Here is a 23,140-nt window from a genome sequence, read left to right on the forward strand (position 1 = left end):
TCGGGCTGGTTTTTTTATGCCCGTAAGAAAGGGGGAATATATGCCAGCAGGCACACTCACATTAACGAATAACAGCAATATCGCCAAAGGTTCAGGCACATCATTTAGTGCTGAGTTTGCTTCCGGTGACGTTCTGGCGTCTACCGTAGGTGAGGTTACCTATACTTTGTTTATTAAGTCTGTCGACAGTGACACTCAGGTAACGCTGGTTAAGAACTATGATGGTCCAACAGCGGTCGGGCTTGCCTGGTCAGCGATCCCGCGCAACGTTGCTATTGCAATTCCTGCGCAGATAGCCACGGAAGTTTCAAAGGCGTTACGCGGACTCAACCAGGATAAATCCAACTGGCAGCAGGTGTTTTCTTCCAGTGGAACAATAACGGTTACTTTACCGGACGGTTCATCCTTTTCGGGCCCGTCATGGCAATACCTCTCAGGAACACTGAGTGATATAAACACAACACTGAGTAGCATAAACACAACCCTCTCAGGAAAAGCGTCCAAAGGTAACAATAGCGACATAACCAGGTTGTCGGGTTTAACGACAGCATTGTCTGTAGGGCAAGGTGGTACAGGTGCAACTAATGCCGAAGATGCCAGGCAAAATTTTGGCCTGGGCAGCGCAGCGACAGCCACGATGCAAACAACCACTACAGACAATACACCGGGCAGAGCGCTGTCGGTGGGGGCTTTCGGTTTGGGGACAAATACCATAGAGACTTCGCTCGACGACTCTACAAGTCACGCCCTGTATAACGGTTTTTACGCTAAAACCGGGGCATATATGCCAACGATAGGGCTGACGGCTGATTTTGGTTGGTTGCACATCAACAGAGGTAGCAGGCCCACCAGGGTAATTCAGGCATACCAGTCAAAACGCACGTTTTTTAGCTACAGCAATGGATCATCCTGGACTTACCATGAAGCATACACCACGGGTAATACGACGAAAGCCTCTGACGGAACGCTCAGTGCTGCCTCTCCGGTGGCGCGTGTTGTTCAGTCGCAGAATATATGCACTCGTGCGGATATCGGTGAAGACTCATTTGAATGGTGTGGTGCCGGGACTGCCAATGAGGAAGCCCGGGGCATAACAATCGCACGTCTTGATACAGGGGTATATGCCATTTCTGGATCAGCAGGGCTGGCCAGTGAAGGCTGGCAGATAAAGCCACCCCGTTCACCGGAAGGCACTGGCGATCTGGGGATCGTTGAACATGAGGTAAGCACTGATAACGTCATCACCCTGAGATTGTATAAAGTGAAGTACCAACTGGACAGTGATACGGGCGAAATCACCCGGACGCCCGGCATCGCCATCGACGTTCCGGAAAACTCCTGGATAGATGTCAGGATGGATATGCCTGCTGATTGAAATGCTTTCAGTTAATGTTATGGCGAATCCTCTCCATGGTTAGAAACGGTCCTCTGGTATCATCACCAATTCGCAGCGAAACTGTCAGATTAATTTTTAGCAACGATAGCTTATCTTTTCTCACAAGACATGGTTCTGGGCAGAAAAAAGCCGGGAAACCTGTGATTTTCCCGGCAAAGGCCTGCTATATCACTGCGTTATTATCAGAATGACTCCCAGTTATCTACCGTACTGGATGTCACAGCCGCTACTTTAAGGCGTGACTTCAGCACCGGTTTTTTCTGCTCAGTATTTGCCTGACGGACAGTACCGTTACCCAGGTCAAATACAGCAACAACTTCATTCAACTGCTCCGCTTCTCTTTCCAGCTCGGCTGCACTGGTCGCGGCCAACTGAACCTGAGTGGCGTTTTGTTGGGTGACGCCATCGAGCTCCGTCATCGCTTGTCCAATTTGTTCAATGCCTCGGCTTTGTTCATCGGAGGCGATTGATATCTCACCCATTAACTCTCTGACCCGGCTCACTGAGGTAATAATGGTTTGCATCGCTTTCCCGGCTTCCTGTACCTGCCCTGCACCGGCATTTACCCGGCTGACTGATTCACCAATCAGGCCTTCAATCTCTTTTGCTGCCTGAGCACTTCGCTGTGCCAGTGAGCGAACTTCGCTGGCGACGACGGCGAACCCGCGTCCTTGTTCCCCGGCTCTGGCGGCCTCAACGGCGGCGTTAAGCGCCAGGATATTCGTCTGAAACGAAATACTGTTAATCACACTGGTGATGTCGGCAATTTTCTGAGAACTCTCTGTTATACCTTCCATCGTTTTCACTACCGCACCGGTAATGATGCCGCCTTTTTCCGCCACTTGTTGTGCTTCATCGGTGAACTGACGTGCCTGGCGGACGTTATCCGCATTGTTTTTCACTGTAGAGGTCAGTTCTTCCATACTGGCTGCAGTTTCCTGCAAAGCCGCTGCCTGCTGGTCGGTACGTACTGACAACTCTTCATTCCCTTTCCGTATCTCGTTGGTGCTGCTGTAAATGGTAGCAGAGCTGTCGCGGATAGTGCTGACTGTATCCCGCAGGCTTTGCTGCATGGTGCGGATATAAGGAATTAATTGCCCGGCACAGTTACGGCCAAAGTCATCAATACTATGGTGCAACTGGCCTGCAGTTAAACGCTCCAGGTGTTTTTTAATCGCGCCAATGGGACGCACCAGGTAAACCACCAGATAGCGGTCGGTCAGGAAAAGCGTCACAATACCGGCAACCAGTGCACCCAGTAAGATAAAACGGTTGGTGGTAATATGATCGTGTGCCATTTGTACTGCACTGTCAGACTGAATGGCGAGGGTGTATTTTTCTGCCGTGGTGCCAAACTGCACACTCAGCGGCGGATACACTTTACGAAATGTCTGGCGGAAATCGTCCATGTTATTGGCCCGGGCATTTTGCAGCATCGGCGCAATGGCCGTATTCAGCAGAGTGTCCCAGTCATTCACCATACTTTGTACCAGCGCTTCATCGACCCCAGGGTGAGCAGCTGCACGGAACTGTGCCAGGCTGTCCTGGCTGATTTTCAGCGCCTTGCCTGCAGACGCGAAGGTTTTTTCCGCATCTGCCGTGTTTCCGGATTCGCGGAAGTCAATGGCGCGTAACATGCGTGTCATGGTGCGGAAGTACTGGTCATTACCTTTTACCAGCATCGCGTAGCTTTTTTTCTGAGTGGTATTCTGGGTCAATAAGTTTTCCATTTCACTGAAGTTGTTCAGTGTCAATGAGGTTGCAATACCCCAAATTAATGTGAATATTGCAAGGATGATTAAGACCATTTTTCTGACAGTGATATCTTTTAAAATATTCATCATTGGCTCCGGATAATCAATGTGGTTATCCACGTTGGAAAAAGTTGGCCAACATGAGACTGGCTTTGTGTTAATTGAAGCTTGGTTTCAATTATATCCACCACACTTCATATACAGTTGTTCACAATGTTTAAGCCAGACACAGGTTTTGGTAAAGTAGTTAAGGCGTAATTAAACATAACTAATTGCACGGATAAGTGAGGTTTGTAATTAAAACCACCGCTTTCTGTATTTAATGTATCGACAAATTACTTGCTTTTCTTTAATGAATTGTAAATTCATTATGCGCATGATCACATTTATATTGTTATTTTAAGTGAAATAATAAGGGGTAATTTTAAGTAATGAACTGCTTTTGTCTTTTATTGGTATATTGCATTACCACTTAATGATTATGGCACAGTTATTAAGACTGTTTATATCAATAGAGCGGTAATAAAATATCAGAGAATATTTAACTTATGTTATTTTTTCATCCATAAACTTCAGAATGACAAGGATGACATCTGGTTTTTAGAAATGGACGTAAGTCGACAGGTTGACTTACCGCTGGTGAGTCCAGAAAAAGGTCACTATGACTTTTGGTGAAGACATATCTGGTCTGTATAAAAATTTCCTTGTGGTGGTTCTGTATGGTGCAGGAAAGCACAGAGCCATGACTATCATGGCTTTGTGCTTTGTGTGACTAACTTGTGTCTTTCAACAATATTTACTGCGTTTTGTGGCTTTACATCTTTTACTAACTTCATTGTGTGAATGCGGGTTTTGGAGCTAACTAATTGAATTTATGGAACTCTTAATCCATCGGTCGCGGGTTCGAATCCCTCACAGCCCACCATTGATTTTCAATGGTTTATAAAGATTTTCATTCTCTTGTTTTCCTGAAGAAGTACAAGTCCTGGTTACACCCTCTCAAAATCGCATCAATTTAGTTTGTATATCATGGTACCAGCAGACCTGTCTGCTACTCACAACTATTACCCTGGCAGTTACATTTACAGCTATTTCTCCTGAGAAACAGCAAAGTAACTATCTGCATTATCCTCATTACCAGGCTGAGCCACCCAGTACATCAGGCACTGGCAGCGGTATAAAACTAATCTGAGCAAGATACTGGCCAGAGAGATGTAGGGTGGCAACATGGAAGCACCGGTACGGTGCTGTCGCTCTTCCTGCTAACCTGGTCTGCCTGGAGTGGAAGTAAAATTACAATTTCAACATTTGTTTATTTATAAAAAATTGTTTAAATAAAAACTGCTGGTGCTAATATGCCCACATACGTTAACGATGGACGGGCAACATGGCAGTAGAGCGTTTTTCCAGCAACAAGCCGTTTCCTTTTTCAGACATAGTGAAGGCCAATGGTTTCATCTTTCTTTCCGGGCAGGTATCAATGGCACAAGATGGTGAGCCACTGAAGGGCTCGGTGGCAGGGCAAACACAATGCATTCTGGATTCGATAGAGACGACGTTATCCCGCGCAGGTGCATCGTTGAATGATGTTGTTCGTGTGCAGGTATGGTTGAGTGACATGGCTAATTTTGCAGAATTCAATGCCGCATATAGCACCCGCTTTGCACAAGGGTTTCCTGCACGCACCGTTGTCGCCAGCAGACTCGCTTTTGGGGTGGATGTTGAAATAGAAGTACTGGCGGTAGAACCATGTCTGACTTGCTAATAGCTCTGAAGGGGGCAATGGATGCTCTGCGTACCACACTGGCGGCAAATACAGAAGTTGTGTTGCACGATTTAACACAGCCCAGAAATTCAGTCATAAGTATTGTTAACGGCCATGTGAGTGGGCGGAGACCGGGAGATGCACTGTTATCCGGGCCAGATGATGACGAAGGTTTTTTAGGATTACTGAGTCCTGCTGAACGTGTTCCATTCAAAGTCTTTGATAACTACAAAACAACGACGAAGTCAGGAAAAGAACTCAATAGTGCTTCAACAATATACTACAGTGACGATGGTATACCGGTGGCTGCCTTTTGCATCAATGTAGATATAGATGCCGTAAACAGGCTCAAACGTGAATTGGATATATTGTTACCGTCACCATCAACACATGAGCAAGACACGTTAAACGACATTATTCCTGCCCAGTCTTTTGATGAAATTATTTCAAAATTCCGCCAGACCGGCGCGGAAAATAATCTTCAATTCAGGAAGCGTGTCGTGGCTGAATTACAAAACATGGGATTCTTCAAAGTTAAAGGCAGTGTGAATCATATTGCCCAGGTACTTGGTGTTTCCCGGTACACTATTTACAATTATCTGGAAAAGAATGATGACAAATAATAATCCAAATACTATCCCTTATTATCAGGTGGATGCTTTTACCACTCGCCCATTTGGTGGCAATCCTGCGGGCGTTTGTCCATTAACAGAATGGCTGAGTGATAAAACATTGCAGGCAATTGCTGCCGAAAATAATCTGTCGGAAACTGCATTTTTTATCCCGGTTGAAGGTGGATACCATTTGCGCTGGTGTACGCCTGCTGTTGAGGTTGACCTGTGTGGTCATGCAACACTTGCGGCATCCTGGGTATTGTTCAATAAACTGGGCTTTACTGGAGAAGTGATTCGTTTCTTTACTCGCAGTGGGGTGCTGGAAGTTTCCCGGCATGATAACGAATATTGTATGGATTTCCCGGCGAAACAGATGGTATCTATTGAAACACCAGCAGGCCTGTTGGCTGCGCTGGGTATTTCTGATGGTATCGTTGGGGTCTGGCAATCAGATGACCTGGTTGTGCTGGTGGAGAATAAAGCCATCATTGATGGGTTATCGCCGGATTTTAATGCACTCAAGGTTTTCAAAACTCGTGGTGTTGTGGTTACAGCTGCCGATGAAGAGTTTGATTTCGTTTCGCGCTGGTTCGGACCACAAGTGGGTGTAAATGAAGACCCGGTAACAGGCTCCGCTCATACTTTCCTTGCCCCTTTCTGGGCTAAGCGGTTGGGTAAATTAACGTTATCAGCACGGCAAGGTGGTGTGCGCCAGGGGACGTTGCGTTGTGTAATACGAGATAACGAGCGGGTTGCGATATATGGTTCAGCGCGTATGGCTATCGAAGGGGTATTTAGTTTGTAACACGAACATTGCCCCGACCTGGTAGTTATGGTGCCTGGCTCTGCCTGAGCCAGAACTCATTCTGGTACAACGAGTTTTATGTTGCAAGTATGGCTCTGATGGAAGAGTTCGACTGTTATATTGACAACTGGAAGCTGGATTTTTCTGGCGAAAGCCTTGTTCATAACGACACCGGTGAAATCAGAAAACTGGGTGAATACCAGTTCCGGCTGCTGTCTGAACTGGCAGGAAACGCCGGAAAAGTACTATTAAAGGAAGAATTACTTGCTGTTGTCTGGCCTGGCAGAGTTGTCGGTATCAATAGTTTGCTGACTGCGGTTCATTCAGTACGCAAGGCGGTGGATGATGACGGGCATCAACAAAAAATTATCCACACTGTGCCAAAGGTTGGTTACTGCCTGTCTGAAGCGCACTTGCGCCAGGAGCCAAGAAAACACACCGGGCCGGCGGAACCTGAAGCGGTATCTGCTTTACACCCTGGCAGTGGCTGCCATCCACAGAATAGGCATTCTGCAGTGGGTGGATCAGCACCAGCAAATACCTCTTCGGGAACAACGGTACACCGGAGTGTGCCTGAGCGCTGTGTCATCGCTCTTATCATCATTACTGCGTATATCGCTATTTGTCTGGATTTATTCTGGTAACAATATGCTGGTGCTCATTGCCTTCCATTGCCTGTCCGGCTTTACTCATTGCGCGGTAGTGGGCCCGAGTTGTATTAACACTGCACATTTCACGCAATATCGCTCACAAAATCTGCTGTCATTTCGCTGATGCTCATTCTCTATTGATTCACGGGGTTTTTAACTGTATTTGGTATTTATTCTGGAAAGTTGTTGCACAAGCACCACTGCGGGGGCTGGCTATACTTTTGCTTATTGGCGCTGCCTTCAGGCAAACCAGCAATGTACTTGACTGAATGAAACTTGATTCTGCCCGTGTGAAGATGTGGCGAATGACTTCATCTCTGATGAATAAAAACCAAACAAAGAGAGTGCTTATGCAAAATACGCCATCGCTTATTGAAAAAGTGTCCCGGGCCCCCAAGGCCGAGCTGCATGTACACATAGAAGGCACTCTGGAGCCAGAACTGATTTTTAAACTGGCGCAACGGAATAATGTTCCTTTGGCCTGGCCTACAGTGGACGATTTACGCCTGGCGTATCAGTTCACCTCTTTGCAGTCTTTCCTGGATATCTATTATGCCGGTACCAGCGTGCTGCAAACGGAAGACGACTTCTATGAAATGACTTCAGCCTATCTCGACAATGCCTGTCAAAATGGTGTCATTCATGCTGAGATCTTTTTCGACCCGCAGAGCCATACATCCCGCGGTATTGGTTTTGACGTGTTTATTCCTGGAATGATCAGAGCACTCGAAAACGCTCGTGAAAAAGGGATTTCAACTCAACTGATCATGTGCTTTTTACGCCATTTACCGGAATCAGATGCACTGAAAACCTTTGCAGATTCACGTGAATGGTTCAGCCGCCACCCAGAATGGCTGACCGGTGTTGGTCTTGATTCTTCCGAGAACGGAAATCCGCCGGAGAAATTTGCCCGCGTGTTTGCCAGAGCTAAAGCGGCAGGGCTCCGGCGAGTTGCCCATGCCGGCGAAGAGGGTCCAGTAGAGTACATTTGGCAGGCATTGCAGCTACTTGATAGTGAACGAATTGATCATGGAGTCAGAAGCCTTGACGATCCTGACCTTATCGCTCACCTTAGTGATACACAGATGCCATTGACAGTATGCCCTTTGTCTAACGTCAAATTGCGTGTATTCGATACCATGGCCGATCATAATTTGCGTGAACTGTTACAGGCCGGGGTTAATGTGACCATCAATTCAGACGACCCGGCATATTTTGGCGGGCATGTGAACGCGAACTACGAATCTGTCATTGATGCCCTGCAATTAACTGAAAGCGAATGCTATACCCTGCTGGAAAATAGCCTGATGTCTGCGTTTGTAGATACTCGTACTCGCGAACAGATGGTCGCAAGGCTAAATGATTTCTGGCAGAAAACACATTAACTGAGTCGAGACGGCAGTGAATGAAACCGGGAAAGCCTGCGGGCTTTCCATTCAGATGGCAAATTCGGTTTTGAGTTAATGTACCAACCCTTGCTGGTAGCGTAATCAATTCACATTCAGGTGAGCATCTGGCTCCTCTCAGGTGCAATACTGCTGGGGTATTTACTGTTAAGCAACAGCATGAAGTCACTTTTCTGAACCAGATGGTTTTGTTATGCTTTGGATTTCATAAGTCATGGAGAGAATATGCGCACACTGACCGACGAGAAAAAAAACGCTATCCTGGCTGCCGCATCAGCCGTTTTTCAGGAGCAGGGTTATGAGCGGGCATCCATGAATGAAGTTGCTCGCCGTGCTGGTGGCTCTAAAGCCACGCTGTACAATTACTTTCCCTCCAAAGAAGCGTTGTTTGAAGCAGTAGTGCGGTTATACAGCACGAGTTTCCTGACTCGCGCAGCTGAAGAACTGGCTGTTGACAACGCGGCAGGGAGCACTCTGGAAGAAACACTTCGGCATTTCGGTGAGGGACTGTTGTCTGTTCTGACTACTGACCGCCAGGCATTGCAGCTTTACCGGGTGGTGGTGGGGGAAGCCGGGCATTCCAATATTGGCGAGTTATTTCTGATATCTGGTGTCCGGGATAGTATGGAAAGCCTTGCCAGCCTGATGCAGAAGTATATCGATGCTGGTGTGCTGCGGGCAGGGGATCCCATGGTCAGAGCTAAGCAATTTTCTGCCCTGGTAACTGCGGAAGTGGATGATTTGTTATTGCAAAAGGAGATGAGGCGCTATTCTGATGCCCAGATTGTTGCTATGGTTCAGGATGCTGTTGCGCTTTTCATGATGGGAGCAAAAGCATCCTGAAAAATTCATTATCCTCAGAGCATTTTTAGCAGTTCGTCTGCACCTTTATCTATTCCGGTTTTCGCCGCACTGAGTGAGCCAAATGTTGCCCCGATGTTCATGGCATTGGGGTATTGTTCGGCAACATAAGCCAGCAGGCGCTCATCTGTTTTTGAATCATATACTTCAACCGCATAGTTAACATAGCCACTCATCAAACCGCGTTTGCCTCGTACCGACTGAACGATGTTATATGGCCCTCCGGCAAGATCAAATTTAGTAAATGTACCAATAACCTGAGGCGTTGTATCTGCACCAGTAAGTGTCAGTTTCAGGTGCAGAGTATTGGCTGAAGGTGTATGTGTAAGGGTAAATCGCTTGCTGAGGGTGTTGGTAAAGGTTTTTTGCATATAATCAGCAAGTTGATTGCGATCATCTACAGACATGTCATTGAATTGCCCGTCACTTCCCTGGTAAAGATCCACCGGGTCGATGATTATCTGGTCATATTTTTTCCAGTCTACTGTTGGTGCATAGTGAAACGGAATGGTGTCACTGTTTTTATCCGTATTGGGCGTCATTTCATAAGAGGACTCAACCCCGCTATAGCGCGTTGGCGCTGTGCTGGTACAGCCTGCAGTGATAATTATCCCTGTAAGTACAGCAAGATGGACTGAGTTCTTGATTACAAATGATGTCATTTCGTGTTCCTCATGGGCTGTTGTGTCTGCTTCAGTAAATTATAATAACTGAACTGTACAGTATAGTTATCGTAATTGACAAGACATATGTCAGCGTAAAGAAATATGAATGAGAGGAAGGTGATTGAATGAGGTGAAGAACTTAAAGACTCAAAGACAAGGTAAGCACAGCTCCGGCCATGCTTACCTTAAAAAGGATTACCAGAAAATTACAGCAAGTCAAAACGATCCAGGTTCATGACTTTTGTCCAGGCAGAAACAAAGTCCTGAGCAAATTTCTGTTTGGCGTCGCTGCTTGCATAAACTTCAGCAAGTGCGCGCAATACAGAGTTAGAACCGAATACCAGGTCGGCACGCGTTGCTGTATAGCGCAATTCTCCACTGCGACGGTCAGTGCCTTCATACACTTCTTTGCTTTCATCAGCTGCTTTCCATGCTGTGCCCATATCCAACAGGTTTACAAAGAAATCATTGCTGAAGACACCCGGGTTTTCGGTGAAAACACCGTGATTGCTACCGTCAAAGTTAGCTCCCAATACACGCAGGCCACCAACCAGCACCGTCATCTCTGGAGCAGTCAATGTCAGTTGCTGAGCTTTATCGATAAGCAATGATTCCGTGCTGGCTTTCCCGGCAACACGGCGGTAATTACGAAAACCGTCAGCAACGGGCTCAAGCACAGCAAAACCTGCGATATCGGTTTGATCCTGACGGGCATCTACACGCCCAGGTGTAAAGGGAACAGGTACAGAAACTCCGGCAGCTTCCAGCGATTTCTCAATACCCACTACACCTGCCAGCACGATGACATCAGCCAGCGAGATTTTGCCGGATGCCTGTTGAATAGCTTCAAGTTTCGGCAATACCTGAGCAGGAATAGTGTTAACTTCCCAGCCCTTTTGCGGAGCAAGTGCCAGGCGTGCTCCGTTAGCGCCACCGCGCTTGTCTCCACCGCGGAAAGTGGATGCTGAAGCCCAGGCAACAGAAACTAGTTCACTGACAGACAAGCCCGATTCAGCAATCGCGTTTTTAACGCTACTAATATCTGCCGCAGTTGGTGCGTACGTTGCTGCTGGTAGCGGATCCTGCCAGATCAAATCTTCTGCAGGAACTTCCGGGCCAATATAGCGTGATTTCGGCCCCATATCGCGGTGAGTCAGTTTGAACCATGCACGCGCAAAAGCTTCATTGAATGCTTGTGGATCATTCAGGAAACGGCGAGAGATTTTTTCAAAATCGGGGTCGAAACGCAGAGTTAAATCGGTCACCAACATTGTGGGTTTACGTTTCTTGCCAGGCTCAAATGGGTCTGGAATCAAGTCTGATGCATCTTTTGCTTCAAACTGAATGGCTCCTGCCGGGCTGCGTGTCTGTGTCCATTCAAACTTGAAAAGGTTCTCAAAGAAGTAGTTGCTCCACTGAGTTGGCGTTTGGGTCCAGGCGACTTCAAGACCGGAAGTGATGGCATCTGCGCCTGCGCCACTGGCATAACTGCTTTGCCACCCAAGCCCCTGGGCTTCTATTGGTGCAGCTTCTGGTTCCGGGCCAACATGTGTTGCCGGGCCTGCGCCATGGGTTTTACCCAGGGTGTGCCCGCCAGCAATCAGTGCCACAGTTTCTTCGTCATCCATGCCCATATTGCCAAAAGTCGCACGAATCGCCGGGGCTGCTGAACGCGGGTCACCGCTGGCATCCGGGCCTTCAGGGTTTACATAGATAAGACCCATCTCGGTTGCTGCCAACGGGTTTTTTGCCAGAGCTTCAGGGTGGCGGTGTGCCAGCCAGGTTTTTTCTTCACCCCAGTTGACGTCGAGATCCGGCTCCCATACATCTTCACGGCCAGCACCAAAGCCAAAGGTACGGAACCCGGCATTTTCGAGTGCGACGTTACCGGCAAGAATAATCAGGTCAGCCCATGAGATTTTTTGCCCATACTTCTGTTTAACCGGCCACAACAGGCGGCGGGCTTTATCCAGGCTGACGTTATCGGGCCAGGAGTTAAGAGGTGCAAAACGTTGCTGACCACGGCCTGAACCACCACGGCCATCTTCCATACGGTAAGTACCGGCACTGTGCCAGGCCATACGGATGAACAAACCGATATAGCTTCCCCAGTCGGCAGGCCACCAGGATTGAGAATCGGTCAGAACATTTTTGATATCACCTTTCAGGGCGGAAAAATCCAGCTTTTTGAATTCAGCTCTGTAATTAAAAGCTTCGCCTAACGGATTGGAACGACTGGAATGCTGATTTAACAGGTCTACACGCAGCTGGTCAGGCCACCAGTCCGCATTATGCGTTCCGTTACCTGCACTTTGTGTCGCTTCGTTAGAGTGGAAGGGACATTTTGAAACGCTATCACTTGAATTGCTCATTTCTGGCTCCGTATGCTTCCTGAGGATTGTCTGGTGTTATTCATTCATTCCTGTAGAGGATGTTCCTAAGCTATCTGTTCCTTTCAATAATAGATAATTGAATCAACCCACGGATTTGATAGTTTTTTCCTTTGTGCACAATCTAGCATTTACCGATAAAAACAACTGTAAGTATAAGGCTATTTTTGTCAGCAAAGTCCGAAAGCCAGATTTTTCTACCGACTATTCTACGGGCAGGCAAATAGAAACAGGCCATCTCACATGGCCTTAAAAGGAGGCTACAAAAGGGGAACTGTATTCAGCCCGATTTTGTTAATTATGAAGCGTGAAGGTCTGAATGTTCAGGTGATGGGAAAGCTCACGCAATATGGTGACATAGGCGATAAAACCAGGTTCGTCCGGAAACTCACCCTGGCGTTTTGGACGGCCCGCGATGATATCCGCAATATCGTTAAAGAGGCACTCAATTTTATCCTGGGTAAGTTCTTGTTGGCTGCCAGTGCTGAGAGCTACTGACTGAATCCAGCTATCGTTGCACTTTTGGTTTGAGTCCAGATTACGCAGTAATTTTTCGGCATGGATACAATTTTCCACAGCCATTATTGCGTTTTCCACATCCTGCTCACTGGGGTAGGGGGTTTGGGTAAATTGCGCTGCCAGGCTGGCATAGCCGATGCTGAGTGTCACGGGCGGGGTGCTGAATTCCACCTTGTCGGGGCCAATGATAAGTGTGTGAGTTACCATAGGTGAACGGGCCTTGATGTCAGGATGTTATTATCATCATAGTCCTTTGACTGCAAAGAAAAAAGTGCGGCTTATTGTGCCGCACTTGTAGCGGGGTTAGTGCTTAATGATGTACATATCCCTGGTCAAATAGAAACCAAGTGGAGAAACGGTAAAGCCTCCTATGAAGGGTTTTACCAGTTGGTTTTGAACATAGTAGTAAACAGGGATGGCAGGAATATCACGGGACAGAATATCGCTGGCAGTCTGGTAATCCTGCTTTATTTTGTCGGGTGAACTGTCTTCACTGGCCTGCTTCAGTGCTTTATCGAAGTCAGGGTTACTGTACTTGGTTGTATTTTGTGTATCGTTAGTGCGGAAAGTATTAAAGAATGTTGATGGCTCATTGTAATCAGCAAGCCATGTATAGCGCACAAGATCAAAATTACCCTGGCGCATTGTTTCCAGCATAGTTTTCCATTCCTGGTTACTCATGCTGACATTTGCACCCAGATTTTTCTTCCACATTGATGTTGCTGCAATAGCTATGCGTTGGTGATCCTGGGAAGTATTGTAGAGTAAATTGAGTGATAATGGGTGTTGGGCATTAAATCCGGCTTCAGCAAGCAATTTTTTGGCTTCGGTATTTCGTTTTTCTTGTGACCATGCTGCATAATCAGGTGGGGTAAACTTCATTCCACCAATATTTAACGGCATTAACGTGTCTGCGGGCTTTTGACCCTGGCCAACAACTTTTTCAGCAATGATTTTTTTGTTCAGTGCCAGGTTTAGCGCTTCACGCACCCGAATATCATTAAATGGTGCTTTGGCAGTATTAAATTTGTAGTAATAGACCCCGAGCAGGTCAGTACTGTGAACCTGGTCAGTATATGTTTTTTTTAGTGCCTGGTACTGAATAGTAGGAATAGTATCAGTGATATCTATTTCACCTGTTTTATAGCGATTGACCATTGCTGCCTGATCAGCTATGGGTAAATATGTAACCTGATTAATAACGGTTGCTTTATTATCCCAGTATTTATCATTACGCTCAGCAACCAGTTTTTCATTTACTACCCATTGCGTGGGTTTATAGGCACCACTGGTGACGATATTCTCTGGCTGTGTCCATTTATTCCCATATTTTTCAACATCTGCTTTGCTTACCGGGAACAGTGATGGGTGGCCGACAAATTGTAAAAAATAAGAGACAGGTTGTGAAAGTGTTACCTGCACAGTAGTGTCATTAATTGCTTTTACACCCAGTTCTGTTGCTGGCATTTTGCCATCAGCGATAGCTTCGGCATTAAGTATGTGCGCGTTGGCGGCGAATGATGCATAAGGTGATGCTGTTTTAGGGTCAACCAGGCGTTGCCAGCTAAATACCACATCCTCGGCAGTGACCGGCTTCCCATTTGACCAAACGATTCCCGGACGTAAGTGAAATGTCCAAACTGTATTATCTTTATTTTCCCATTTATCAGCCAGGTCAGGTACGATTTTACCCTGTGGAGTAATGTTCACCAGTCCGCTGAAACAGTCCAAAATAATATTAAATGCTTCGTTGCTCTCAGCCAGTTGTGGATCGATTGTGGCGGGCTCTGAGCCGTTGTTTCTAACCAGTACTTGCTTACTGGATAGCGTAACATTAGCAGGGACTGTTGCAGCAAAAGTCTGGCCGACGGGTAAGGCAGCAGCAATTATTGTGTAAAGAGCAAGTTGTTTCTTATAGGTTTGAAACATGACTATCCTCATTATAGTGAGAGCTTAACGCTCTTGATGTGGTTGTTGTTATAACGGCTAATTAATGTAGTTGATTGAGCCAGCCTGTGTTGGCTCTGTGGCTGGTGTCATCAATGATGATAGTAGGCGTGTAACATGCAAAAAAATGCGACAAACAATAACAAAATATTGAATTTTTACATCTATAAGAAAAATGCATTATGTAATATGTCACGGAAGAAATAGCAGTGGAAAAAACACCATTGTTATCTATTTTTCTTATCTGTTTTGTGCATGCAATTATTGACAGTTTCAAAAGTTTCGGTTGCTAAAAAAATAGTTAAATACCGGCTGTTGCCAGGGAACCAGTTTCAGTTGTGAAAACTGCTCTTCAAGCATGAAACCAAACCCGGCACCTTCATAAAGTTGAATATCGGCAGGGGTTATTACAAGGTTGAGATGGTAAACATACATTAATTCACGACCGGTTTCTGACGCCAGTGTAACAGCAAGGGGTTGGAACATTTTCTGAGCAGGAGCCAGGCCTGTTTCCTCTTCGAGCTCTCGTCGGGCGGCATCCAGCGGGGTTTCGCCTGTTTCAATTGCACCACCAAATAATGACCAGTGGCCAGGAAAACGTATGGGTTTATTTTCATCCCTAAGTTGCAACACGATGCGCCCTGTTGGGTCAGTAAGCAGTAACATTGCTGCCTGTTTTTTCCCCGGGTTGCGGATATCAGTTAGTGCAAAGAATTCATTGGTCACTGGCAGTCACCTGTACATTTACTTTGCATGTTAGCTTACAGCTCCCCTCAGGAGTGGCAATGCCTGGGCACTATTTTTTTACTCATCATTTGTTTGCAGTTGATTTGTAAAGCTATGCTTTTAAGAGAATCAGACTATTGCTCAGAGGATAAAAACTGATTACTGTATTTATATACAGTGTTTGGTGAGTTACAAGGAATGGATTATGAATGATTCTCCTATGATGAGTGTTATCCACGCAAAAATGGATCTGCTGGAGTTAGCTTCTTTGTGTGAATCACTGGTTGGTGAACTTCTGGAGGCTGCGCATCATCCCACGCGAATTGCGTTATGTGGCAAATTATTGTGTGCCCTGGAGTCACTAAAATATGTGCTGGATTCGCCCGTGCCAGCACATTGTGTGCAGGCACTTACAGGAACAGCCGAAGAAGTAAGGAGTATGCCTTTTCTTCTGGGGGCTGAATCCCAGACATTAAGGCAATACTGTGCCTCGCTCACTTTAGTGTTGCTGAGCGGAACGCTGCTTGAAGAAGACCGGCAAATTATCACCGGGTTGCTTTTTGACCTGGTTAATCACCTGCGGGATGATATCCATACACCCTGTTTCATTAAGACGCCGGAAGGGATTGTAAATATGTACGGCGACAGTGTTGAGACATTCTCCTGGGCATAAAAACATCCCGGTGGCGCAAATGCCACCGGGATAGTTACACACAGCGGTCATGAACTTAACGTACAACAAGTACCGGGCAGGTGGCGTGACGTACTACAACCGCCGCATTCGAACCCAGTAAATATGTCGTCACACTGGGTTTATGGGATGCAATAACAATCACACTGGCATCAATGTCTTTTGCAAGGTTTAAAATTTGATCCTTCGGTGCGCCCCAGGTGACATGTTTTTCGACCCGGTCTTCGGGTATTGAAAAACGGGCAATAACATCGTCGAGTTTCTTGCCAGCTTCTCCGAGAATGTCATCTTTCTCTGGTAATTCAGCAGAATAAGCCAGACCCAGTGTTGTGTAGTAAGGAAGCGGCGGTATAACCGTTAGAAAATGTACCTGGGCATCTTCCAACTTTGCCAATGTTTCGACGTGGGGAACAACCATTTCAGTTAGTTCAGGTTCCGTAACATCGACGGGCACCAGTATCGTTCGATACATAGACAACCTCCTTTTTGTGTTAATGCATGTTGATCGTAGCCTTTATCTCCCCAGCCTGGCGAGACGCAAGTACCAGAATTGAGAGAAACAACTCTATGGCGTGTTATGTCAGTGAGCCCCGGGAACCGGTAATTTGTTATAAACTCAGCAAGAATGGATCAATATGTTAATGGCGAGGAGTATCTATTTCACTCACCCGATAAGATTCGGGTATCTGCTGGCCTGATGGTATTTTTCTGTCAGAAGCGTGTGTAGCAATTATCATATTATGCCTGGAAACGGGGAGCTTCACAGCCGCAGGTATCTGAACTAACCCGTTTATGTTGTGGTACACCGGCCCTGGCTTACCTGATGCGATACTCAAGCCGGGGGGCACTGTAATGCGTTATTAAATACAAGAAGACTTTTGATGCTGAAGAAAATAATCTCTGTTGTTGTATCTGGTTGCTTACTGGCAACGTTTGCCGCAAGTGCTGAAGATGCTGCCTCTGGTTTTACCGCAGCACAACAAGCTGAAATTGGGAAAATTGCCGCAGATTACCTGGTTGCCCACCCTGAAGTTCTGGTGCAGGTAAGCCAGAAACTTCAGGAGCAACAGCAAGCTGAACAGCAGCAAACGATGTTGAAACAAGTATTACAAAACCAGAAATCACTGCTGGATGATAAAAGCACACCAACAGTTGGCCCGGCTGATGCCAAAGTTGCTGTGATTGAGTTTTTTGATTACCAGTGTGTGTACTGTAGCCATTTGGCGCCTGAGTTGGAAGCCACAATGAAGAGTAACCCTGGTGTTCGTTATATCTTTAAGGACTGGCCGATTTTCGCCCAACGCTGGACCAATTCATTAACTGCGGCTGAACGCGGGTTGGCTGTTTGGCAACAAAAGGGGCCTGCTGCTTATATTGCGTATCATAACGCTGTGTACAATACCGGCCATTTTGAAGGCGCCCTTACCACCAAAGATATTGACTCAGCAACCCGGGCTGCAGGGGCTCCGGTTAGCATTAAGGCCAAAAATGCTGAAGAAATATTCACCACTAACAGTGAGCTTGCACAGGCAATAGGCCTCACGGGGACTCCAGGTCTTATCGTAATGCCAGTTTCAGGTGCAAACCCGCAAAATACTACTGTGTTGCCAGGCGCAGTGCCTGCTGAAGAGTTACAGTCTGCTATAACCAGAGCTATGCACCCTTAACATAGCGACCAGGTTCAGGGCCATGTTTACTGTAGCCTGGCCTGAACCTGGTGATGTGTTTTCCCTCAATACCTCACAGCCCGGAAAATTCACCTACACTTTATTCCAGAGCCTGATCTCAGCATTAAATTAACGGCATAACGGGTAACCACTTGTGGGATAAAAGGGCAGAAAGTGAGTGAATGATATCGCGTTATTCTTTTTAGCAACGGTTATCCTGGCTGTTTTTAATTCATTGGTAAGACTCCGTGCATGTTAAAATTATCCTTATAAATCAATGGTGTTTTTGGTAAATCATACTTTTTACGTAGAGACATTTATTTAGCCGAATGATATGCCATTAACCTGACTGCAGGGGCTATTTTGTTTCCTGCTGGTGCGCAAGGTAAGGATGAAGTCGGGGTGCCCATGAAAGAAGAGCAAAAGTACGAAACTTTCCCACTTGCTGGGTTAGATATTCGCATCGCAAAAGATTACGATGCGTTGATTGTTACCCCTCAGTTCCTGGCTACACCAACAGACCCCACAGTTCACAGCGACAAAAACTTTTTGCTGAGTAAAGAAACCGCACTTGAGTTGATTGAACTCTTACAAAATGCTGTGGGTATGCTGAACACCCCTCCTGATATGAAGCATTAACAGGCGAGCAGGTTGGTGGACGAAACATAAAGAGGGGCTGGCTACTTAATCGGTTTGCTGCAATGGTGTGAATCACCTCGCGTTATTCATTTTTCTGCGCAGGTTTTTCTGTTCCGGGCCGATAATGAAAGTATAACCACGCTTTGTGGTGAGGTTAAGTTACCTCCTGCCCGGACAATTGCAGGAATGGTGCCTTGTTTCAATAAATAACAAGAGGGCAAACCTGATGGATGCTGTTGTCGTATTGCATGAACACCGCATCGGTTTCATTGTGTTGCGTGATGAAGACGGCGGGTTTATTGTCGCCGAGTTACAATCCAGCGATGACATTCAACGGGGTGACATCATCAGTGGTGTGTTTGACGTATCACAGACACAAACCTTCAAAAACAAAGCGAATGAAGACGAGGTAGACTTACTCGTGCATGGTACGGGAATGACTGAAGAAGACGCGATTAAATTCATTCAAACCAAAACCGCAAGTTGAGCACTAACCATCCCGGGAAGGCGGTTAATAGCCTTCCTGCACTTCTTACCTGTCTGTTTGCTTGCTATTCCTTTGAATTTCGTATTCTATTCAGAAGCGAAATACAGAGTTGTATACCAATAACAATGATTCAGATGATAGTAAGACAGGTGAATAATGAAAAACGTATTTGTGGCAGGCATTTCTGCAGCTTTACTGGCTTTCTCGCTGGCAGGCTGTACCGCACCAGTGACCAAAACAGCTGAAAAGACGGATGCAACCTGTAAAGTGGGTGATCCAATGGTGCAAACAACATTGTACTTTGGCCTGAGCCGCTCTGGTGGGCCTGATATCACCAGTGCTGAGTGGCAGCACTTTGTTGATCAAGATGTGACACCGCGTTTTCGTGATGGGTTGACTGTGTTTGATGCACGCGGGCAGTGGCTGGGCAATGACGGTAAACTGGCAAAAGAAAATAGTAAGGCGTTGATGTTAATTCATGGCAACGACCCGGCTGAAAACCAAAAAATAGAAACCTTGCGTTCTGTTTATAAAACCCGGTTTGCGCAAGATTCAGTAATGCGTGTAGATGACACGGTTTGTGTGGGTTTTTAACGCTAACATGTGGCGGGAATTGCCCCGCCACACATCAATGGGGCACCAGTTTTAAAGAACCAGCCCGGCAAAAGCGGCCGACAACAGGCTCACCAGCGTAGCCCCGTACACCAGGCGTAATCCATAGCGGGATACCGTATTCCCCTGGCGCTCATCCAGGCCTTTAATTGCTCCGGCCACAATGCCAATAGACGCAAAGTTGGCAAAGGAAACCAGAAAAACAGACAGAATACCCAAACCCCGCGGTGTCATGCCCTGGGCGATTTTTTGCAGATCGATCATCGCAACAAATTCATTGGCCACTAATTTAGTAGCCATGATGCTGCCCGCCTGCAGCGCATCCACTTGAGGGATCCCCACGAGCCAGGCCAGCGGGTAAAATACAAATCCCAGAAGTTGTTGGAAACTGTAGCCAAAGAGCGTTGAGAACAGTGCGTTAATCGCACTAATAATTGCAATAAAACCTATCAGCATGGCCAGAATTATCATTGCAACTTTAAAACCTGCCAGAATGTATTCCCCAAGCATTTCAAAGAAACTTTGCGATTCATGAAGCTTCTCCAACTGGACTTCTGGCTCCTTGCCGGGCTGTGTTGGGTTGATGACCGACAGGATAATGAAGGTGCTGAACATATTCAGTACCAGTGCGGCAACGACATAACGCGGTTCAAGCATTGTCATGTACGCTCCCACAATAGATAACGACACCGTGGACATCGCAGTGGCTGCCATGGTGAACATGCGCTGAGGTGATAATTGAGCCAGTACACCTTTGTAGGCAATAAAGTTTTCAGACTGACCGAGCGTCAGGGAACTGACAGCATTGAACGATTCCAGTTTCCCCATGCCATTAATTTTTGACAAAACAGTGCCGAAAATGCGAATCAGAACAGGAAGAATACGCCAGTGCTGTAAAATTCCGATCAACGCAGAAATAAAAATAATCGGGCACAACACGCCTAAGAAAACAAATGCCAGGCCTTGCTTACCCATGCCGCCAAAGACAAAGTCAGTACCCTGGCTTGCGAAATGAAGTAACGAGTCAAAAAGAGCGGCAACATGTTTAATTACAATTAGCCCTCCCTCTGCATGCAGGAAAAACCATGCCAGAGCAGCTTCAATAACAACTAATTGAAGAATATAACGAATGCGAATTTTCTTACGTTCGAAACTTGCCAGCCAGGCCAGAGCCAGGATAACAATCAGCGCAAAACAGAAATGAAGTATGGTTAGCATAAATATTTTCAGGCAGGTGAAAAAAAGCTATTAGGCCATAAATTATCACGCAGGTAAATCACCGTATGTATGTGAAATTAGTATGAAACTTGTACTGCCAGAGCACCGACTGATTTGAAGCAAGCCATCAGTGTTTTTCGCCACCCATCAACCAGTGGCAATAGATAGCACATTGTTATACTTCGGGTTGCAGTTGTGTGCACGGCAGGCATGAACAGGCGTTTTAATGCACAGCAGAACAGGTATCGAGTGAGCGATGGCTTTTTTTTGATAAAAAAAACCCCATCCAGACTGGATGGGGAAAAATGATTTATCAATAGGGAATGATGCTCTCTGGTTTTCAATGAGAACACAGCAAATGTACTCGCTAATAGTGAACAGAACATGGAGGAATTATGGAGTTTATATCCATGCTTATGAATATATGTCAGAAAACAGCATTTGCAGAAAAATCAGGCGACATGAATAAGAAAAAAAAGGCCCCATTGCAAGGGGTGGGGCCAAAGTCAACTTATTGATTATGGAATGAGGTTCGGGGGTTTATCCCTGAACAAATAAAAATTTAGCAGCAAAAAAAGAATTAATAATGGAGACAATGTGGAATTTGTGTTAAGTAGAGTTTCTGTGCTGTTTTTTGCCTGTTAAATAAAATACCTGGCTGGAAACGATGGGGCTGGATCTGTTGTTTACCAAAAACATCTACCGAAAAGAGAACGTTACTATTTGAGGCGGCCTGTTAGTTGTTATTAATGATTCTGAGACGCATTATCAATAAGCTGCGTTCTCAGCGGCGTGTATGTAATATAATCGTTTTTTGTACAAAAAATATTTACTTTTTGCACCAGGAATGCTCTGATCTACGCCGTCAAAAATCAGTGTAAGAGAAAAAGGAAATGAACGCGCTAAAACCTGGTAGCCTGGCCTTAATTATTGGTGCCAGAACTTTGTCTGGTCGAATAAATATTGGTAAGTCTGTCTGCCTGTTTGAACGTTACCGCCCCGGAGAACGTTTTATTAACCCGGTCAACGGAGTAGAAACAGTACTGCCAGCAGATACAGGGTGCAGCCTGTGGTTAGTAACAGGTGATGTCATCGCGTTCGACAAACAACCTGGTTTTGCATTTGTGCGTGATGAGCACCTGATGCCACTTGACAGTGATTTTTCATCCAGCGATGTGCTGGAAAGAATGATGGATTAAAAGCATATCCTTATCTGGTTTGCCCTGGCAAAAAGTACAGGGCAAGTCTGAAGAAGTAATTCATTCCAGCGTGAAGCTTTCCAGAATTGTATAGTGTGTTTTTCAACCCCATTTTCCCGTGCACAAACATACCCCAGCCTTGTACCACTCTTTTTTGCCAGACTTATCATAAATTTTTAAGCTTGCAGTCAGCCAGTTAGGTCGCTTTGGATAAAAAAAACGCCCGTTAATGTGATCGACTCAGCAATACAGTTGTAGAGTAAATAAACAGGTCGCTTATTGGCTATTTGGGTTCCTGAGTGTCATGTAAAATTACTGAGTAAGCCATTACTGTGTAATAAGGATTTCCCTATGACTACCTCACTGCCGAAGTCCACGCTACGTATCGCCCTGGTTGGTGATTACAACCATGAATCCGTAGTACATGATGCCATTCATTTAGCGTTAGATGACGCTGCTGCTGTGCTTGGTGTGACGGCGGATTATGACTGGCTTGCAACGGAAGAGATAAATTCTGGTGAAGACCTGGTGGGTTATGATGCCATCTGGGTTGTGCCCGGAAGCCCTTACAAAAAAGCTGAAGGGGTGTTACTGGCAATTCGTTATGCCCGTGAACAGGGTGTACCGTTTCTGGGCACATGTGCGGGGTTCCAGTATGTCCTGATTGAATATGCCCGCAATGTCATGGGAATGCCAAATGCTGCGCATGCAGAGACAGGTACTGGTGGCGATATTATTATCACTCCACTTTCTTGCCCTCTAGCAGGGACATCTGAAGTTGTCTTACTCCACCCGGATACACAGATTGCCAGAGCGTATGGGAAGTCCGAAATTACTGAGCACTATAACTGCCACTATAGTGTTTCAGCAGAATTCATTGCCCGGCTGTCAGGGCAGGATTTGGTGGTCACCGGTACTAACAGGGAGGGTGAAGCAAGGGTGGTTGAGTTGTCATCTCACCCTTATTTTGTAGCGACACTATTTCAGCATGAACGCTCATCACTTGATAAGCGCCCATCACCTCTGGTACAGGGTTTTTTAAAAGCGGTTCGTGTCATTTAGCACTCACTGCCACGTCTGGTTGCCCATGCCCCGAAACGAGTGAATACATTTCGGGGCTTAGTTATTA

The 23,140-nt window shown here is 46.2% G+C and carries 22 protein-coding genes; 14 read left to right on the forward strand and 8 right to left on the reverse strand.

Annotated features, from left to right (window positions below; genetic code table 11):
• The first annotated feature begins 40 nt into the window (after nt 1-40).
• On the forward strand, nt 41-1,375 hold the full coding sequence (locus DT73_RS26185) for a phage tail protein (protein ID WP_152552513.1): 1,335 nt from the start codon (nt 41-43) through the stop codon (nt 1,373-1,375).
• Nucleotides 1,376-1,578: 203 nt separating this feature from the next.
• Here DT73_RS26185 and DT73_RS11225 read toward each other — a convergent pair whose 3' ends face one another.
• Nucleotides 1,579-3,237: a methyl-accepting chemotaxis protein gene (locus DT73_RS11225; RefSeq protein WP_036108412.1), complete on the reverse strand. Its 1,659-nt coding sequence runs from the start codon at nt 3,235-3,237 to the stop codon at nt 1,579-1,581.
• 1,300 nt (nt 3,238-4,537) lie between these two features.
• Between DT73_RS11225 and DT73_RS11230 the strand changes: the two genes are divergently transcribed.
• The 6 genes from DT73_RS11230 (at nt 4,538) to DT73_RS11255 (ending at nt 9,233) form a co-directional block, all read left to right on the forward strand.
• The gene (locus tag DT73_RS11230) at nt 4,538-4,915 is read left to right on the forward strand and encodes a RidA family protein (RefSeq protein ID WP_036108415.1); all 378 of its coding nucleotides are present in this window, start codon (nt 4,538-4,540) and stop codon (nt 4,913-4,915) included.
• On the forward strand, nt 4,900-5,538 hold the full coding sequence (locus tag DT73_RS11235) for a transcriptional regulator (RefSeq protein ID WP_036108418.1): 639 nt from the start codon (nt 4,900-4,902) through the stop codon (nt 5,536-5,538). The genes DT73_RS11230 and DT73_RS11235 overlap by 16 nt, the downstream gene beginning before the upstream one ends.
• Entirely contained in the window at nt 5,525-6,334 is an 810-nt protein-coding gene (locus tag DT73_RS11240; protein WP_369792603.1) for a PhzF family phenazine biosynthesis protein, read from the forward strand. Before DT73_RS11235 ends, DT73_RS11240 begins: the two co-directional genes overlap by 14 nt.
• A gap of 89 nt (nt 6,335-6,423) precedes the next feature.
• On the forward strand, nt 6,424-6,978 hold the full coding sequence (locus DT73_RS25125) for a winged helix-turn-helix domain-containing protein (protein ID WP_051691346.1): 555 nt from the start codon (nt 6,424-6,426) through the stop codon (nt 6,976-6,978).
• Nucleotides 6,979-7,334: 356 nt separating this feature from the next.
• Nucleotides 7,335-8,369, forward strand: coding sequence for an adenosine deaminase (locus DT73_RS11250; protein WP_036108808.1), 1,035 nt, complete (start codon nt 7,335-7,337; stop codon nt 8,367-8,369).
• A 246-nt stretch (nt 8,370-8,615) separates the two neighbouring features.
• Entirely contained in the window at nt 8,616-9,233 is a 618-nt protein-coding gene (locus DT73_RS11255; RefSeq protein WP_036108423.1) for a TetR/AcrR family transcriptional regulator, read from the forward strand.
• 14 nt (nt 9,234-9,247) lie between these two features.
• On the opposite strand, the gene DT73_RS11260 is transcribed toward DT73_RS11255, so the two are convergent.
• From DT73_RS11260 to DT73_RS11280, 5 genes are all read right to left on the reverse strand, one after another.
• On the reverse strand, nt 9,248-9,913 hold the full coding sequence (locus DT73_RS11260) for a DUF3313 domain-containing protein (RefSeq protein ID WP_051691347.1): 666 nt from the start codon (nt 9,911-9,913) through the stop codon (nt 9,248-9,250).
• 209 nt (nt 9,914-10,122) lie between these two features.
• Nucleotides 10,123-12,288, reverse strand: coding sequence for a catalase/peroxidase HPI (gene katG / locus DT73_RS11265; protein ID WP_036108426.1), 2,166 nt, complete (start codon nt 12,286-12,288; stop codon nt 10,123-10,125).
• A gap of 312 nt (nt 12,289-12,600) precedes the next feature.
• Nucleotides 12,601-13,032 carry a hypothetical protein gene (locus DT73_RS11270; protein WP_036108429.1) on the reverse strand — a complete coding sequence of 144 codons (432 nt, stop codon included), beginning with the start codon at nt 13,030-13,032 and terminating at the stop codon, nt 12,601-12,603.
• Between the two features lie 96 nt (nt 13,033-13,128).
• Nucleotides 13,129-14,754: an ABC transporter substrate-binding protein gene (locus tag DT73_RS11275; RefSeq protein ID WP_036108434.1), complete on the reverse strand. Its 1,626-nt coding sequence runs from the start codon at nt 14,752-14,754 to the stop codon at nt 13,129-13,131.
• A gap of 291 nt (nt 14,755-15,045) precedes the next feature.
• Nucleotides 15,046-15,498, reverse strand: a complete 453-nt coding sequence (locus tag DT73_RS11280; RefSeq protein ID WP_051691348.1) for an NUDIX domain-containing protein — start codon at nt 15,496-15,498, stop codon at nt 15,046-15,048.
• A gap of 205 nt (nt 15,499-15,703) precedes the next feature.
• Here DT73_RS11280 and DT73_RS11285 point away from each other — a divergent pair, with 205 nt between their 5' ends.
• The gene (locus DT73_RS11285) at nt 15,704-16,171 is read left to right on the forward strand and encodes a hypothetical protein (RefSeq protein WP_051691349.1); all 468 of its coding nucleotides are present in this window, start codon (nt 15,704-15,706) and stop codon (nt 16,169-16,171) included.
• Between the two features lie 55 nt (nt 16,172-16,226).
• On the opposite strand, the gene uspF is transcribed toward DT73_RS11285, so the two are convergent.
• Nucleotides 16,227-16,661, reverse strand: a complete 435-nt coding sequence (gene uspF, locus DT73_RS11290; RefSeq protein ID WP_036108437.1) for a universal stress protein UspF — start codon at nt 16,659-16,661, stop codon at nt 16,227-16,229.
• Between the two features lie 409 nt (nt 16,662-17,070).
• Between uspF and DT73_RS11295 the strand changes: the two genes are divergently transcribed.
• From DT73_RS11295 to DT73_RS11310, 4 genes are all read left to right on the forward strand, one after another.
• Nucleotides 17,071-17,856 (forward strand): DsbA family protein, encoded by a 786-nt coding sequence (locus tag DT73_RS11295; protein WP_036108440.1) that lies wholly within the window; start codon nt 17,071-17,073, stop codon nt 17,854-17,856.
• Nucleotides 17,857-18,219: 363 nt separating this feature from the next.
• Nucleotides 18,220-18,495 (forward strand): hypothetical protein, encoded by a 276-nt coding sequence (locus DT73_RS11300; protein ID WP_036108443.1) that lies wholly within the window; start codon nt 18,220-18,222, stop codon nt 18,493-18,495.
• Between the two features lie 226 nt (nt 18,496-18,721).
• Nucleotides 18,722-18,982 carry a hypothetical protein gene (locus DT73_RS11305; protein ID WP_036108444.1) on the forward strand — a complete coding sequence of 87 codons (261 nt, stop codon included), beginning with the start codon at nt 18,722-18,724 and terminating at the stop codon, nt 18,980-18,982.
• Between the two features lie 156 nt (nt 18,983-19,138).
• Nucleotides 19,139-19,576, forward strand: coding sequence for a DUF3574 domain-containing protein (locus DT73_RS11310; RefSeq protein WP_036108446.1), 438 nt, complete (start codon nt 19,139-19,141; stop codon nt 19,574-19,576).
• Nucleotides 19,577-19,627: 51 nt separating this feature from the next.
• Here the strand turns inward: DT73_RS11310 and DT73_RS11315 are convergent, their stop codons facing one another.
• A complete protein-coding gene (locus DT73_RS11315) occupies nt 19,628-20,812 on the reverse strand; it encodes a NupC/NupG family nucleoside CNT transporter (RefSeq protein WP_036108449.1) in 1,185 nt (394 codons plus the stop codon).
• An 893-nt stretch (nt 20,813-21,705) separates the two neighbouring features.
• On the opposite strand from DT73_RS11315, the gene DT73_RS11320 reads away from it, so the two are divergent.
• Both DT73_RS11320 and DT73_RS11325 read left to right on the forward strand, forming a co-directional pair.
• Nucleotides 21,706-22,011, forward strand: coding sequence for a hypothetical protein (locus DT73_RS11320; protein ID WP_036108451.1), 306 nt, complete (start codon nt 21,706-21,708; stop codon nt 22,009-22,011).
• A 351-nt stretch (nt 22,012-22,362) separates the two neighbouring features.
• A complete protein-coding gene (locus DT73_RS11325; RefSeq protein ID WP_036108455.1) occupies nt 22,363-23,073 on the forward strand; it encodes a CTP synthase in 711 nt (236 codons plus the stop codon).
• Nucleotides 23,074-23,140 lie beyond the last annotated feature (67 nt).

Origin of the sequence: Mangrovibacter sp. MFB070, assembly GCF_000705335.1 — a bacterium.
Lineage (GTDB): Bacteria > Pseudomonadota > Gammaproteobacteria > Enterobacterales > Enterobacteriaceae > Mangrovibacter > Mangrovibacter plantisponsor.